The following is a 15,002-nucleotide window of genomic DNA, read 5'->3' on the forward strand; positions in this document are numbered from 1 at the left end:
ATGCCGAAGTTTGCCGCAAACCTGTCGATGATGTTCAACGAGCGACCGTTCCTGGAGCGGTTCGCGGCTGCGGCCACGGCTGGCTTTAGCGCCGTCGAGTATCTCTTCCCTTACGACTATCCAGCCGAGGTCGTCGCCGAGAAGCTTCGTGATGCCGGGCTAAACCAGGCCCTGTTCAACATGCCACCCGGGAATTGGACAGGCGGCGATCGGGGTCTTGCGAGCCTTTCCGACCGGCGCGAGGAGTTCGAGTCGTCGCTGGTCAAGGCAATTGCCTATGGCAAGGCGCTCGGAACGCCGCTTCTTCACATGATGGCCGGGATCGCGCCAGCGGATGATCCCACCGCTGCATCCTGCTATGTGGACAATCTGAAAAAGGCGGCCGATGCAACGGCCGAAGCCGGTATCGGTCTCGTCATCGAGCCTATCAACAAACGCGATATGCCGGGATATTTTCTCAACGACTTCAATCGCGCATTCGATCTCGTCGCCGATCTCGATCGCCCCAATGTCAGTCTGCAGTTCGACATCTATCACCGCCAGATCATGCATGGAGATGTCATCACAGCCTTGAGGCAGATGGCGCCGCGCATCGGGCATATCCAGATTGCGGCGGTTCCTACCCGGCATGAACCCATGACAGGCGAACTCAACGACCGCATGATCTTCGAAGAGATCGACGCCCTCGGCTATCAGGGTTATGTCGGCTGCGAATACCGGCCTGCGGGAGTAACCGAGGACGGACTGGGCTGGATGAGTTCGATCTGAACCCGGCTCACCCCTTTACCGAAGTATGCATCCGGCTTGCATCATCCGTCGCTCGTCAGTTCCGCCCTGATCCGTCGCTGTTCTTGCAGCGCCGTCTGGAGTTGCGTCAAGAACGCCTCGACGCCGGGCGTCATCGGGCGATCTCGACGCGTGACGATCCCGTATGATCCCATCACCGCAGGCAGCGTGACCGGGATCTCGACCAGCAGGTTATGGCGGATGTAGAAGTCCGATACGTCGCCGGGCATCACGGCCAGCATGTCGCTCTCGTGCATCAGCGCCACCATCGTCATCATTGACGAAGTTTCGACGATGTTTTGGGGACCGGACAGTCGCATTTCGGCAAAGACGGGCGCCAGAACCTTTCGCATCGGGCTTCCGGCCGGCAGAAGCGTCCAGGGCCATTCGCCGAGCTCGCGCACCGTGACGGACGACCTGCTCGCGAGCGGATGGTCCCGCCGGCCGACGACTTTCAGCGGTTCGTCGATGAGATCGACGTAATCGAAGTCGTTGCGATCGCCGAGCACGATCGGTCGTGCCAGCAGCACATCGAGGTGACCGTTCAACAGGGAGCCAACGAGCGCATCGCTTGTCCCAGCATCGATCGAGACCTGCAGGCCGGGATGCTCGCGCTTGAGCGCAGCGACAGCCTTTGCCAGCAGAAACGGAACGGCGCTGATGACAGCCCCGATCCGCAACGTGCCGGATGCGCCCGACGACAGCGAATCGAGATCCTCCCTCGTCCGGACGATTTCCATCTGCATGAGCCGCGCATGTCTGATCATCACCTCGCCATAGGGCGTTGCGCGCATGCCCCTGGAACTGCGCTCGAACAGCGGATGGCCGACGGCCGCTTCCAGATCCTGAATCAGTTTCGTCGCCGTCGGCTGCGTCATGTTGAGAGCCGACGCGGCTTTTCGCAGGCTCGCGACCTTTCCAAGCTCGACGAGAAGCAGGAGTTGCGTGCTTTTCAGATGGCGCAGGAGCGACAGCCCGCGGTCGAAACGCTCTGATGTCATTGGCGCAATCCATTTCAGCCGGCGGATGCCGTGATCGGAAAAGCCGATCACATGATCTGTATATTTCATTATTTCGGCATAGCCAGTCAACTATATTCCCGGGATGCACGGTGGAGAGGAACGCCGATCAAGTAGGTCGGTGACAACCGGGTGGATGCAAGCCTGATGAGGCCTGCGCCGACAAGTCAGGGAGGATTTGTATCTATGTCCGAAATTGAACAGCAACCCGTTGCCGCTGGCCGCGTGGAGCTAAAGGGTAAAGCGGCAACGAATGTACGATGGTACATCTTCGTCGTCGTTTTCCTGCTCGTTGTCATCAACATGGTCGACCGTACGGCTCTGTCGATCGCCATGCCCAGCATTGCCGCCGAATTCTCGCTCGGCCCCGCCATGCAGGGTCTTATCCTGAGCTCCTTCTTCTGGAGCTATGCATTGATGCAGATCCCCGGAGGCATGCTGATCGACCGCTTTGGCGCACGCTCGGTCATCACGGTGTCCACACTCGGTTGGGGTATCTTCCAGACCATTGCGGGCTTCACGACCGGCGGCATCTCGCTTCTGTTGACGCGCATCGGTCTCGGCGCAGCGGAAGCGCCTCTCTTCCCGGCCGGAGCAAAACTCAATTCGATCTGGCTTTCGAAACGGGAACGGGCACGCGGTGCCGTTTTCATGGATAGCGGTGCCCCGCTCGGGGCTGCCATCGGCGGCGTCCTGATCAGCTGGCTCATCCTTACGCTCGGAAGCTGGCGGCTTGCCTTCATCGTCGCCGGGCTCGTGACCATTCTTTTGGGCTGGCTCGCATGGCGTTACCTCCGTGACAATCCGTCCACGCATCCGGGCATCAACGCTGCGGAAATGGATATCATCAACGAAGTGGGGCAACCGAAGTCCGAGGCTACGGAAAGCGAACCGACCGAAATCCTTCGCCGGTCGATCGTCAGCCTCGTGGCAGGTCGCGCAGGATGGGCGATGATCAATTTCGGTTTGCTGACCTGGGGCCCGAGCTATCTTGCGCAGGCGCGCAACTTCAACCTCAAGGAAATGGGCGGAGCGACTTTCGTCATCTTCCTCGCCGGCATGCTGGGTTCGCTCGCGAGCGGCTTTGTCGCCGACAAGATGGTGGCCGCAGGGTTTAAACGATCCGTCGTCTACAAGCTTCTTCTGGGCATCACTGGCCTCGGCGTCGCCGCGACATTCATTGCTCTGCCGCATGTGAGCAGCCCGGTTGCCGCGGTCGCGCTTCTCTCCGCCACACTATTCCTGCTCTACTTCGGAAGCCTTTACTGGAGCCTCCCCTCCATCCTCGCGCCGAAGAGCCGGGTCGGCGTCATCGGCGGCACAATGAACTTTGCTGGCAGTGTCAGCGGCATCATCGTCCCGATCCTGACAGGCTTCATCCTTCAATGGACCGGTGGCTCCTATGGCACCGTGCTCGGCTTCTTTGCGGGCTGCGCCGTCGTCTATGTCATCGCCACTCTCACCATCGACTTCAACGAAGGTACTCGTGAACGGAAGGGCAGCTAATTGGACGACTTTCCTCTTTGGGACGGCCCTATCGTCGATGCGCATCAGCATTTCTGGGACCCCGTAGCCAACGACCATCCCTGGCTAAAGCCGGAGGCAAAAATCCCCTTTCGGTATGGCGACTACAGCTCGATCAAGCGGCGCTATCTTCCGCCCGACTACCTGAAGGACGCGGAAGGTCACAACGTCGTGCAGACGGTCTATGTCGAGACCGAGTGGGATCCGGCCGATCCCATTGGGGAAAGCCGATACGCAACCAAGGTCGCGGATGAATTCGGGCTTCCCAATGCCATCGTCGCCCAGGCATGGCTCGATAGGCCCGATGTGGCTGATGTCCTTGCCGATCAGGCAGCGTTCGAGCTGGTGCGCAGCGTGCGTCACAAGCCGGGCGGCGCCGAAAGCGCCGCTGTTGCTGCCGATCACCGAACTCTCATGACCGACGAGACCTGGCGCAAAGGCTACGCCCTTCTCGAGACGCATGGACTGAGCTTCGATCTCCAGACGAACTGGTGGCATCTCGACGAGGCCATGCTGCTGGCACGGGATTTTCCTTCCACGACCATCATCCTCAACCACACGGGTCTGCCATCGGATCGATCCAGCGAAGGGATGAAGGGATGGCACGCGGCGATGGGCAAGTTTGCGGATATGCCCAATGTCTGCGTCAAGATTTCTGGGATCGGCCAGAAAGGGCGGCCTTGGTCAATCGAGGACAACAGCGCCATCATTACCGAAACCATTGCTATGTTCTCAGCCGAGCGGACGATGTTTGCCAGCAATTTCCCGGTCGATAGTCTATGCGGTTCATTTGACACGATCTATTCGGGCTTCAAGGACGTGGCGGCACGCTATTCCCTGAGAGATCAGGCAAAACTCTTTGCGGGGACTGCACGCAAATACTACCGGCTGCCGATGGCGAACGAAGCCGGCATGACCGGCACCGCGCCTGAGGTCGCCCGGACGGCTCTCTTTGGGTAGCACGCAGTCGAAGGCTGAATAGACCTGGCTGCGATCGCGAATCGCCGATCGGGACCTGAATCTAAGGTTGCTGTTGTGCTATCCGCATGACGGTTCCCGGTGCCGATCAGCCTAAGTTCTCTAAAAAAAATCTCGCGATCCGTTCAAACTCGCGTTCGCAAACGCGAGTTTGAACAGTCGGGCTATCGCGTAAAGCAAGAGCAAATCGATTAGATCGCGCTGATCGATCGTATCGCCGCCTGCGCTCCCCTGTCCGCAAAATTTTGTATACAAAATTCTGAAGACTTGATGTGTGCTAATAGATGGCCTATGATTTTTCTCGGATGGAGGAGATTATGGCGTCAGGACGAAGCCCAAAATCAGTCGGACTTGCGCCCGCAACAGGCGTCTCGGCGAGGCCCAACCGCCACGATCAGAGTGGCTTCAGCGCGCTCGCTTCTTTCTCATTCGAATTCAAAGAACTGCCCGACATCACGAGATCGCAGCCGGCGTCTGCCTGGCCGCTCATTGCCGGGTCGATCTCACGAGGTGCGCCGAGGACGCAGTTCGCTGCCGCTTCGTGAACACGAGGACCGATCGGCTGTAGGCAAACCTGCAGCCATTTCATCTAAAGGAGGAATAAGATGAAGAAGCTATCCGTAGGACTGACATTTGCGGCCGCGGTCGTGCTGGCGGGACAGGCGCTTGCCTTCGAACCGACACGCCCCGTCGAGTTCGTCGTCGCATCCGGCCCGGGCGGCGGCACCGACAACTTTGCCCGCACCATCCAGTCGATCATCGCCAAGCACAAGCTGATGGAAAAATCGATGGTGGTCCTCAACAAGGGCGGCGGCAGCGGTGCGGAAGCGTTCCTCTACGCCCGCAAGAATGAAGGCGATCCGAACAAGCTCTACTTCGGAACCAACAACGCTTATCTCCTGCCGCATGTCGCAAAGCTTGCCTATTCGATGGAGGACCTGCGTCCCGTCGCAGCGCTCGCATTCGACGAATTTTTGATCTGGGTGAAGGGCGATTCCGAATACGCGACGCCGACGGATCTCATCGAAGCCGCGAAAGCTGCGCCGAACAAGCTTTCCTTCGCCGGCAGCCAGTCGAAGGACACGGATGAAACCCTGGTCGCTCTGATCGAGCAGACGACGGGCACCAATTTCAAGTATCTGCCCTTTAATGGCGGTGGCGAAGTCGGCGTTCAGCTGGCCGGCGGCCATGTCGCTGCCAACGTCAACAATCCGAACGAGAATGTCGGTCAGTGGCAGGCGGGTGCGATCAAGCCGCTTTGCGTCTTCTCCGACAAGCCGATGGCCAAGAGCGACCCGGTCCATGACGGCAAGGGCTGGGGCGACATCCCGACCTGCGCCTCGAGCGGCGTCAACATTCCGTCCTACAAGATGCCCCGCACGGTCTGGACCGCGGCAGGAACGCCTGATGATGCGGTCGCCTACTACAGCGACGTTCTGAAAAAGGTCAGCGAGACCCCGGAATGGGCCGACTATATCCGCAAGACCTCGCAGACCGGCGATTTCATGTCTGGCCAGAAGCTGCAGGACTTCATTGTTACCAGCGAGAAGAACGCCGTCGGCGTCTTCGAAGCCGAAGGTTGGCTGGTTAAGTAAAATCCTGACGCCAATACGATTTTAGGTCCGGCATGTTCGTGCCGGATCTTTCGATCGAGGGAAATCAATCATGCGTATCAAGCGACTCCATGTCGAGATCGTCACCGCCATCACGCTTGCCGCCGTCGGCGCGCTGGGTGCAACAGGTGCCCTGGAACTCGGCGTCAGCTGGAGTGAATCCGGCCCCATGCCGGGCTACTTTCCGTTTTACGTCGGCATCATCCTGATCGTTGCGGCTTTTGCCAGCGCGGCCCAGGCCATTTTCAGGTTGAAAATGGGCAGCGAGGAGATGCGCGAGACGTTCCTTGAGCCGGAACAGACGCGAAGGGTTCTTTCCTTCCTTCTGCCGATGATCGTCTTCGTCATCGTGACGGTCTTTCTCGGCACCTATATCGGGACGGCGCTGTATCTCTTCTACGTTGCCTGGCGCAACGGCGGCTACAAGCCGTGGATCGCGATCCTGATCGGTGTTGTCTTCTCCATCGCGCTTTATTTCGTCTTCGAAAAAGCGTTCCAGGTGCCGCTGCATAAGGGCCCGATCGAAGAAATGCTCGGCATTTACTAAGCACCCGGAGCTTGATCATGGAAAATTTTGAACTGCTTATGGGTGGCTTTGCGACGGCACTTACGCCGATGCACATCACCCTGATGATCGTCGGCGTCCTTCTCGGGCTGATCGTCGGCGTCCTCCCCGGCCTCGGGGCTCCGAACGGCGTATCGCTGCTCATTCCGCTGACCTTCACAATGGACCCGGTCTCGGCGATCATCCTTCTGGCGTCGATGTATTGGGGCGCGCTGTTCGGCGGCTCGACGACCTCAATCCTCTTCAACATTCCCGGCGAGCCGAGTTCGGTGGCGACCACTTTCGATGGTTATCCGATGGCGCGATCCGGGCAATCGACCCGCGCTCTCACGCTTGCCTTCATGTCGGCCGGCATCGGCGCCTTCGTAGGTATCGTCGTCATCACGCTTCTGTCCACCTGGGCGGCCCGCTTCGCGCTTCGTTTCGGCGCGGCTGAATATTTTGCCGTCTATTTCCTCGCTTTCTGCGCCTTTGTGGGGATGGGCAGCGCTTCGCCGATCAAGACGGCCGTCTCGCTCAGCCTCGGCCTTCTTCTATCCACTGTCGGCATGGATACCGTCACCGGATCGCTTCGCCTGACATTCGGCATCGAAGCTCTCCTCAGCGGCGTCAGCTTCCTGGTGGTCGTCATCGGTCTGTTCGGGATCGGCGAACTTCTGGCAACCGTCCAGGACGGGCTGAAATTCCGCGGAGTCGCGTCCCGTATCGATCCGCGCGACGTCTTCAAGACCCTGCTGGAGCTGCCGAAATACTTCACCACGATCGTGCGTTCGTCTGCCGTCGGGATCTGGATGGGCATCACGCCCGGCGGCCCGACCGCAGCATCGTTCATGAGCTATGGTCTCGCACGCCAGTGGTCGAAGCCGGGCGAAAAGTTTGGCACCGGCCGTCCGGAAGGTATCGTTGCACCGGAAACCGCCGACCATTCGGCTGGCACCTGCGCCATGCTGCCGATGCTTGCCCTTGGCGTTCCAAGCTCTGCAACCGCAGCCGTGATGATGGGCGGCCTGATGATCTGGGGCCTGACGCCGGGACCGATGCTTTTCACCACGCAGCCAGACTTCGTCTGGGGCCTGATCGCCAGCATGTATATCTCCAACTTCGTCGGTGTCATTCTGGTCCTGTTGACCGTTCCGTTCTTTGCAGCGCTGCTTCGCATCCCGTTTGCAATCATTGGTCCGATGATCGTGGCGATCTGCTTCGTTGGCGCCTATACGGTGGCGAATTCGACCTCCGACCTCTGGCTCGTACTGATCTTCGGCGTCGTCGGTTTCGTCTTTAACAAGCTGGAATTTCCGCTGGCACCATTGGTTCTCGCCATGGTTCTCGGCAGCAAGGCGGAAAGCTCGTTCCACCAGTCGATGATCGCCTCCGACGGATCGCTCGGGATCTTCTTCTCGAACTATCTGGTCGGCTCGATCATGACAGTGGCACTCGCGCTTCTCATCATTCCGCAGAGCCTGAAGTTCATCAAGTACCTCAGAAGCCACAAGAACGTGGACGCGGCGGCATAAGCCGCGCCCACGCCTTTTTCGTTTCGGTTTAGGAGGGGAACACCATGAACTATCACACCTATTTCGGCACAGAGTCCGTGCCGGTGGAATGCTGCATCGTCGGCACCGGCGGCTTCGGCCGCAGCTTCATCGCGCAGAGTTTGAAGACGCCACTGATCAGCACCCGCGTTGCCGTCGATCTGAAGGCGCAAACCGCGACAGACGTTCTGCGGGGTCTTGGGATCGATCCTTCCAGGATTGCCCAATGCGCAACCGCGAGCGAGGCGAAGACGGCCTGGGAGAACGGCCATTATATTGCGGCGGGTGACCTTTCCGTCGTCCTCGACCTTCCGATCTCCGTGGTTGTCGAAGCCACCGGTCATCCGGAAGCCGGCGCGAAGCATTGCCGGCTTGCGATCGATGCCGGCAAGCATGTCGCGCTCGTCTCCAAGGAAGTCGATAGTGTCGTCGGTCCCGGCCTTGCTCTCCGCGCCCGCAACAACAATGTGATCGTCACCCCCGTCGATGGCGATCAGCCGAGCCTGTTGATGGGTCTGGTCACCTGGGCAGAAGTGCTCGGATTGGATATCATCGCCGCCGGCAAGGCCAGCGAATACGATTTCGTCTACGACCCAAAACAGAAGACATTGAGCTCCAACGGCAAGACTGCGTCTGCACCTGATTTTGGCGACTGGATCGAACCGGCAACACTGGACCTGTCGACCATCGCAGCAAGACGATCGGAAATCGCAGCGGAGTTTCCGCAGCGGGCAGTTCCGGACTTGTGTGAAATGACGCTGGTTGCCAATGCCACGGGCTTCGTGGTCGACCGGGCCGACCTGCATGTTCCGATCGCGCGGATCACCGAAGTTGCCGATTTCTTTTCCGAGCGTTCGAGCGGCGGATTGCTCGGCACGCCGAAGGTGCTCGACGTCTTCCACTGCCTACGGCTTCCCGGCGAACTGAGCTTTGCCGGCGGCGTCTTCGTGACGGTGCGTTGCGACGACGCGGAGACCTGGCAGATGCTGGCGGAAAAAGGCCATGTCGTGAGCCGCAAGGCCGATGTCGCCATGCTCTACATTCCACGCCATCTTCTGGGCGTCGAGGCTGCAACGAGCATTCTGGAAGTCGGCCTGCGCGGCGTCTCCAGTGGTGCTGCCGAGCCGCGGCCGGTGATCGACCTCGTCGCGCATGCGGATGCAGATATCGAAGCCGGAACAATTCTGACGGCAAGCGGCCACCATCACTCGATCGTCAACGTTTCTGCGCGGATGATCCCGGCCGGCCCGCTCTCGGATGACAGGGCCGTTCCCTTCTACCTGGCAGCCAATCGCACCCTAAAGAGAGCGGTCAGGGCGGGCCAGCCGATCCTTTGCGGCGATGTCGAACTCGATGAGACCTCGGCATTGCTCGAACTGCGGCGCGAGCAGGACAAGGCATTCTTCTAAGCCTCCCAAGGCAATGCGCGGCCGGCGCGAACGCTGGCCGCGCGCTCTCAAAGGCCCTGTGGCCGAACTTGCGTCGAGGATAAGCCTTGCTCTCCTATATCCTCGTCTGCGCCATAGGTTTCGTCGCCGGTTGCCTGAGCGGGGTGATCGGCACCGGCGCCAGCCTCATTCTCCTGCCCGTTCTTGTTCCGATGTTTGATCCCGCTTGCGCCATTCCCGTCATGGCGATCGCCGGGCTGATGGCGAATGCCGCGCGTGTGATGGCTTGGCACAGGCATGTCAATTGGCGGGCCGTTCTCGCTTATGCGCTCCCCGGCATGCCGTCAGCGTCCTTGGGCGCTGTCAGCCTGGTCCATCTGCCGGCAGCCGTCAGCGGCACTTTGCTCGGCCTCTTCATCATGCTACTTGTCCCGTTCCGGCGATACATTCGCCACCGCAACATGACCATCGGGCTGAGTGGAATGGCAATCGCCGGTGCCGTTATCGGGTTTCTGACCGGGATGTTCCTATCCACCGGCCCACTCAGCATTCCAGCCTTTATGGCCTTCGGGCTGACCAAGGGCGCCTTCCTGTCGACGGAAGCGGCGGCCTCGATTTTCGTGCAGGCCGCAAAGGTTTTCACGTTCTATCAGGCAGGTGCGCTGAACCATGATCTCGTGACCAGCGGTCTCGTGATTGGTTCGTCACTGATGGCCGGAACGTTCTTTGCCAAACGGTATGTCCTCAGCATGTCGGAGCGCACGTTCGGTCTGGTGATGGATGGCATTACCCTGGCATCCGGCCTGTGGCTCGCCTGTGTCGGTCTGTTCGGCTGAAACCGAACAGACCTTTTCAGGGTTAGCCGCGGTCGGCGATAAAACCGGCAGCAAGCTGCGCCACCATCGCCAGCGATACAGCGCCGGCATCCGGATGGCCAATGCTCTTTTCCGCAAGCGGACGCGCACGCCCGAGCCGCGGCGTGAGTGCGGCTGTTGCTTCGGCGGCCGCGCTCGAAGCGTCAGCCGCAGCCTTGAAGGCTTCCGGCAGTGACTTGCCGGCCGCGGTCTTCTCCGTCAGCGTCTCGACGAACGGAATAAGCGAGTCCACGAGCGTCTTGTCGCCGATCCGGGCGCGGCCGAGACTGGTGACGGCATCGAGCGCCCTGCGCGCGCCTTCGGCAATCGCTGCTTCATCAGGCACGTCGTTGTCGCTCAGCGCGCTGCTCCACGACCGCAGCAACAATCCCCAGATCGCGCCGGATGTGCCGCCGGCCCGGTCAGCCCAGGCATCGCCGCCCAACGCAAGCGTCGTCTGGGCGCCGGCGCCAGCCGATACGGCAGCGGCCATCGCCTTGGCCGCGGCATCGGAACCGCGCTGCATCCCCTGCCCATGGTCGCCGTCGCCGGCGATCGCATCGATGCGGCCAAGCTCGGATTCCTTGTCCGTGAGCATGGCGGCAATCCTGGCAAACAGATCCGAGATGCAGGCGGCCGACTTTCGCGACGCTTCGGATGCCGCCGGGATGACCGGAGCAGCTTCCTCATCGGTGATGACATCGGTGCGCAATTCAGCGACTTCAGGCCGTCCGCGACGAAATGCCGGCGCATCGCAGGGTGCCGCCCAATAGCGCTCAAGCTCTTCATCGAGCCAAGTCAGCGTCAGCGAGCAACCCTGCATGTCGAGGCTGGTGACGAACTCACCGGCTTCCGGCAGGACGATCTGAAGATCGGACCCGGTAAGTTTCTTCTGGACGGCGGTCCACAGCACGAAGAGTTCTTCGTATTTTGTCGAACCGAGACCGTTGAGAATGGCCGCGACGCGCGTGCAGCCCTGCGGCCTTTCGGCCAGCAGTTTGTCCGTGAGCACATCTGCAAGATCCGTCGCGCTCGCGATATCCTGCTCGCTAATGCCAGGTTCGCCGTGAATGCCGAGGCCGAGAGCCATCCGGCCTTTCGGGACCGTGAACAACGGCTGCTTTGCACCTGGAAGGGTGCAGCCTGCAAAGGCGACGCCGAACGAAACCGTGCGTTCATTGGCATGCCGGGCGATACGCTCCACCTCGTCAAGCGAAAGCCCCGCTTCCGCCGCCGCTCCCGCTATCTTGAAGACCATGAAGTCGCCGGCGATGCCGCGGCGCTTGGCGTGTTCGTCAGCCGACGCACTCGCAACGTCATCGGTCACGGCAATGATGCGCACATCGATGCCTTCGGCACGAAGACGCTCTGCAGCGACCCCGAAATTCAGCACGTCGCCTGCATAATTGCCGAAGCCGAGAATGATGCCGCCGCCATTGTCGGCATGGCGGCAGACACGTGCAACCGCTGCCGTCGATGGAGACGCAAACACGTCACCTGCAACCGCTGCATCGGCCATACCCTGGCCGACATAGCCCGCGAAAGCCGGATAATGACCCGAGCCGCCGCCGACAACCACCGACACCTTGCCATCAGGCACTTTGGTGGCTCGCACGACACCGTTGGTGATGAGGCGTACGTGGTTGGGATAGATCTGACAAAAGCCGGCAAGCGCAGTCGAGGCGAATTCGTCTGGGGCATCAAAGATCGTCGTCATTTAAGCGGTCCTCAATTACGCGGCAGAATGCGCCGGAGATAGTCGCGGTTGGTCGCGCTGACGGAAAGGCCGTCGCCACCATAATGCTCGCACAGGAACGGGCTGTTGAAGCCGTGTTCCAGCGCAAGCTTGATTGCTGTGCGATAGTTGATCAAGCCGGATTCGAGCGGAACCGGGTGGCTGGCGATCAGGCCCGCATGCTCGTCCTCGATCCGCATGTAGTTCTTGACGTGCCAGTATTTGGCGAAAGGCGCGACTTTCGTCATCATCTGTAGCCAGTGCTCGACCGGCCGATGGAGACGGATGAGATTGCCGAGATCGGCGTTGATGCCGACATTGGCCAGATCGACTTCCTCGACGAAGCGGACAGAACTGTCCGCCGTTCCGAGATACGTGTCCTCGTACATTTCGAGGGAAACCTCGATCCCGACTTCTGCGGCGTGCCTGCCGAGTTCGGCAACGCGGGCCACCGCCTTGTTCCACGTCGCGGGATCATCGGGGTTTTTGGCACCCTGTTCGGTCCAGAACCACAACGCGCTTTTCTGCTTGTCCGTCAGCGGTTCGAAAAAGCCGAAGGAAACGCTCTGCGCGCCGATCTCGGCGGCAGTCTCGATGACGCGGTGGCTGTAGGCGAGGTAATCGTCGCCGTGTTTCTCGTCGATGACGCTGCGCCGCGATGTCGATATCGCCGGGATGGTCATGCCTGCATCTTTCACGACCTCGCAGAACGCACGACGGCGATCAGCCGAAAGATCGGCGACACGGAGCCAGCTGTCCGTGGGATCGAGTTCGGTAAAGCCTGCATCTGCGACTTCGCCGACAGTCTTGGCCCATTCCTCGACGGTCTGATCCTGAACCGAACGACCGTCCGGCAACATATTGGGGTATTGAATCATTGCGGCCGCGATCGGCCAGGTCTCACGCGTCCACTTGGGAGCTGAACTTGTCATTGTCGTCCTCCAACCGCGACGCCACCGCGCTCTTGATGGCGCAGGGAAGCCGCACACTCTGACAGTTGGCAGCCGGCGTTCAAGCCGACCGACATGCGCCAAGCCCGCGTCCTCTCGGGCTGAGATGACCGGCCATTCACGGCCGGTCATTTATGATCAAGTGATCAGGCGGCCTGGGCTGCCTGGCGCTGGCGCTTTGCCATACGGGTCGCAAGCAGGATCGCTTCACGGGTCGCGCCGATATCGGCTATTCCCTTGCCTGCGATGTCATAGGCCGTGCCATGAGCCGGCGTGCAAAGCGGGAATGGCAGGCCACCCATCATCGTCACGCCCTTGTCGAAGCCAATCAGCTTCATGGCGATCTGACCTTGGTCATGATACATGGTGAGGACGGCGTGGTAGCCTTCCTTCATGGCGCGAAGAAACACGGTATCGGCCGGGAACGGACCCTCGACGCCGTAACCGCGCGCCTTTGCTTCGGCAACGGCGGGTTCAATAATCTCGATTTCTTCCATTCCGAAGCTGCCGCCATCGCCCGCATGCGGGTTGAGACCGGCGACCGCGACGCGCGGCTCATCGATACCGGCGGCCTTCAGGCAAGAAACAGTCAGTTCGAGTTCCGACAGAAGCCGGTCCACGGACAGGTTGGCAGCCACTTCCTTGAGCGGGATGTGCGAGCTGACACGTGCGTTCCAGATCTTTTCGAGAACGTTGAACTCGCGGATCTTGCCGGTGAACGACAGAACGTCCGAGACGAAACGGATTTCGTCATCGTAGCCCGGATAGGCAAAGCGCATCGCCTTCTTGTTGAACGGCGTGAAGCAAACCGCATCGGCCTTTCCGGCATGGGCGAGCTCAAGAGCGGTGCGGAAGTTGCGCGTGGCGAACGTGCCGCCAGCCAGCGTCGCTTCGCCGCGCTCTACCTCTTCCGGAGCCAGATGGCCCAGATCGACGAATGCGTGCTTCGAGCGATCGAGACCCGACAGACCATCGAGCGAAGCCGAGATCAGATCTGGCTGAACGCCTGCTTCCTGCGCGCCCTTGTCGAGAATGCGGCGGTCGCCGATCACAACGATATAGGCCTGCTCTCTGATGTCATCCAAAGCCAGAAGCTGTGCGGTCAGTTCGGGGCTGATACCGGCCGGGTCTCCCATCGCAAGCGCAATGGTGGGACGGCTATCGTGATGCTGGGTGATATCCATGGGTCAATTCTCCTACCTCGGTGAGGACGTTTCTAAGCCATCCGGAATCGCAGGACAAGTCTTTTGCATTTTGTATGCAGCATTTTTACGTTTGGTGCCGTTCGGGTTCTGGTATAATCCTGGCGAGACGCTTTGATCATCACGGCGGTCCAGAAATCGAGCTTTCAAAATGAGTGATACACTGCCCGAATCGCCTGTCTCGCCATCCGGCCCCATCCGGCGGACGGCCTTGCACGACACGCTCGTCACTCGGTTGCGCGACATGATCATCGAGGGAGAGCTTGCCCCCGGTTCGCGGATGCACGAAAGCCAGCTCGGCGAACAGCTGGGCGTTTCGCGCACGCCGCTGCGGGAAGCGATCAAGTACCTTGCCAGCGAAGGGCTCGTCGAACTCATTCCAAGCCGCGGCGCGATCGTCAAAAGGTTCAGCGGCAAGGATGTGCACGACATGCTCATCGTTCTGAAGAACCTGGAGGAGCTTGCCGGAAGCCTTGCCTGCGAGACCGCGACGGATGACGATATCGCCCGGGTCAGGCAACTGCATGACGAGATGCGGGCCTGCTACGACGTGAAGGATCGCCTGCGCTACTACAAGCTCAACCAGGCCATCCATACCGAAATCTGTTGGATCGCGGACAACCAGGCACTTAGCAGCGTTCAAGCGCAACTGCAGTCGCGCTTGAAGAGAATCCGGTTCATCGGCCACGAGGGTCCGGACAAGTGGTCGGCGGCCATGGCCGAGCATGAGGAGATGATCGTCGCGCTCGAAGCGCGGGACGGAGAAACCTTGTCCAAGGTATTGGGGCTTCATTTGCTCAATGCGTGGCAGCGCGTCAAAGACGCGATATAGCGCAAGTCGAAATCTCCAGAGCCA

Annotated in this window: 13 protein-coding genes; 9 read left to right on the plus strand and 4 right to left on the minus strand. The window is 60.3% G+C overall.

The window, feature by feature from the left end; translation table 11 throughout:
* On the plus strand, positions 1-768 hold the full coding sequence (gene otnI, locus ACQY1K_RS20920) for a 2-oxo-tetronate isomerase (RefSeq protein ID WP_062576584.1): 768 nt from the start codon (positions 1-3) through the stop codon (positions 766-768).
* A gap of 41 nt (positions 769-809) precedes the next feature.
* On the opposite strand, the gene ACQY1K_RS20925 is transcribed toward otnI, so the two are convergent.
* Positions 810-1,856, minus strand: a complete 1,047-nt coding sequence (locus tag ACQY1K_RS20925; protein ID WP_062458703.1) for a LysR family transcriptional regulator — start codon at positions 1,854-1,856, stop codon at positions 810-812.
* Between the two features lie 135 nt (positions 1,857-1,991).
* Here ACQY1K_RS20925 and ACQY1K_RS20930 point away from each other — a divergent pair, with 135 nt between their 5' ends.
* From ACQY1K_RS20930 to ACQY1K_RS20960, 7 genes are all read left to right on the plus strand, one after another.
* Positions 1,992-3,311 carry an MFS transporter gene (locus ACQY1K_RS20930; RefSeq protein WP_092664332.1) on the plus strand — a complete coding sequence of 440 codons (1,320 nt, stop codon included), beginning with the start codon at positions 1,992-1,994 and terminating at the stop codon, positions 3,309-3,311.
* Positions 3,312-4,289 carry an amidohydrolase family protein gene (locus ACQY1K_RS20935; protein ID WP_113110112.1) on the plus strand — a complete coding sequence of 326 codons (978 nt, stop codon included), beginning with the start codon at positions 3,312-3,314 and terminating at the stop codon, positions 4,287-4,289.
* A 623-nt stretch (positions 4,290-4,912) separates the two neighbouring features.
* Entirely contained in the window at positions 4,913-5,902 is a 990-nt protein-coding gene (locus ACQY1K_RS20940) for a Bug family tripartite tricarboxylate transporter substrate binding protein (protein ID WP_062576592.1), read from the plus strand.
* A gap of 70 nt (positions 5,903-5,972) precedes the next feature.
* Positions 5,973-6,467 (plus strand): tripartite tricarboxylate transporter TctB family protein, encoded by a 495-nt coding sequence (locus tag ACQY1K_RS20945; protein ID WP_062458685.1) that lies wholly within the window; start codon positions 5,973-5,975, stop codon positions 6,465-6,467.
* Positions 6,468-6,484: 17 nt separating this feature from the next.
* Complete coding sequence (locus ACQY1K_RS20950) at positions 6,485-7,999, plus strand: tripartite tricarboxylate transporter permease (RefSeq protein ID WP_430259192.1); 1,515 nt, start codon at positions 6,485-6,487, stop codon at positions 7,997-7,999.
* A 44-nt stretch (positions 8,000-8,043) separates the two neighbouring features.
* Positions 8,044-9,426 carry an NAD(P)H-dependent oxidoreductase gene (locus tag ACQY1K_RS20955; RefSeq protein WP_430259194.1) on the plus strand — a complete coding sequence of 461 codons (1,383 nt, stop codon included), beginning with the start codon at positions 8,044-8,046 and terminating at the stop codon, positions 9,424-9,426.
* An 86-nt stretch (positions 9,427-9,512) separates the two neighbouring features.
* Positions 9,513-10,241 (plus strand): sulfite exporter TauE/SafE family protein, encoded by a 729-nt coding sequence (locus tag ACQY1K_RS20960; RefSeq protein WP_430259196.1) that lies wholly within the window; start codon positions 9,513-9,515, stop codon positions 10,239-10,241.
* Positions 10,242-10,263: 22 nt separating this feature from the next.
* On the opposite strand, the gene ACQY1K_RS20965 is transcribed toward ACQY1K_RS20960, so the two are convergent.
* The 3 genes from ACQY1K_RS20965 to ACQY1K_RS20975 form a co-directional block, all read right to left on the minus strand.
* Positions 10,264-11,976 (minus strand): dihydroxyacetone kinase family protein, encoded by a 1,713-nt coding sequence (locus ACQY1K_RS20965; RefSeq protein WP_430259198.1) that lies wholly within the window; start codon positions 11,974-11,976, stop codon positions 10,264-10,266.
* An 11-nt stretch (positions 11,977-11,987) separates the two neighbouring features.
* On the minus strand, positions 11,988-12,926 hold the full coding sequence (locus tag ACQY1K_RS20970) for a sugar phosphate isomerase/epimerase family protein (protein WP_174197447.1): 939 nt from the start codon (positions 12,924-12,926) through the stop codon (positions 11,988-11,990).
* 164 nt (positions 12,927-13,090) lie between these two features.
* On the minus strand, positions 13,091-14,128 hold the full coding sequence (locus tag ACQY1K_RS20975; RefSeq protein WP_325264393.1) for a 4-hydroxythreonine-4-phosphate dehydrogenase PdxA: 1,038 nt from the start codon (positions 14,126-14,128) through the stop codon (positions 13,091-13,093).
* 169 nt (positions 14,129-14,297) lie between these two features.
* Here ACQY1K_RS20975 and ACQY1K_RS20980 point away from each other — a divergent pair, with 169 nt between their 5' ends.
* Entirely contained in the window at positions 14,298-14,978 is a 681-nt protein-coding gene (locus ACQY1K_RS20980) for a GntR family transcriptional regulator (RefSeq protein ID WP_430259201.1), read from the plus strand.
* Positions 14,979-15,002 lie beyond the last annotated feature (24 nt).

The organism is Neorhizobium sp. IRS_2294, assembly GCF_050500145.1.
In the GTDB taxonomy this organism is placed as follows: domain Bacteria; phylum Pseudomonadota; class Alphaproteobacteria; order Rhizobiales; family Rhizobiaceae; genus Neorhizobium; species Neorhizobium soli.

Excerpts from the sequence above, each read along its gene's own strand:
- ACQY1K_RS20930 (WP_092664332.1), top strand. The coding sequence starts at position 1,992 with ATGTCCGAAATTGAACAGCAACCCGTTGCCGCTGGCCGCGTGGAGCTA.
- otnI (WP_062576584.1), top strand. The coding sequence starts at position 1 with ATGCCGAAGTTTGCCGCAAACCTGTCGATGATGTTCAACGAGCGACCG.
- ACQY1K_RS20970 (WP_174197447.1), bottom strand. The coding sequence starts at position 12,926 with ATGACAAGTTCAGCTCCCAAGTGGACGCGTGAGACCTGGCCGATCGCG.
- ACQY1K_RS20955 (WP_430259194.1), top strand. The coding sequence starts at position 8,044 with ATGAACTATCACACCTATTTCGGCACAGAGTCCGTGCCGGTGGAATGC.
- ACQY1K_RS20925 (WP_062458703.1), bottom strand. The coding sequence starts at position 1,856 with ATGAAATATACAGATCATGTGATCGGCTTTTCCGATCACGGCATCCGC.
- ACQY1K_RS20940 (WP_062576592.1), top strand. The coding sequence starts at position 4,913 with ATGAAGAAGCTATCCGTAGGACTGACATTTGCGGCCGCGGTCGTGCTG.
- ACQY1K_RS20945 (WP_062458685.1), top strand. The coding sequence starts at position 5,973 with ATGCGTATCAAGCGACTCCATGTCGAGATCGTCACCGCCATCACGCTT.
- ACQY1K_RS20975 (WP_325264393.1), bottom strand. The coding sequence starts at position 14,128 with ATGGATATCACCCAGCATCACGATAGCCGTCCCACCATTGCGCTTGCG.
- ACQY1K_RS20980 (WP_430259201.1), top strand. The coding sequence starts at position 14,298 with ATGAGTGATACACTGCCCGAATCGCCTGTCTCGCCATCCGGCCCCATC.
- ACQY1K_RS20965 (WP_430259198.1), bottom strand. The coding sequence starts at position 11,976 with ATGACGACGATCTTTGATGCCCCAGACGAATTCGCCTCGACTGCGCTT.
- ACQY1K_RS20950 (WP_430259192.1), top strand. The coding sequence starts at position 6,485 with ATGGAAAATTTTGAACTGCTTATGGGTGGCTTTGCGACGGCACTTACG.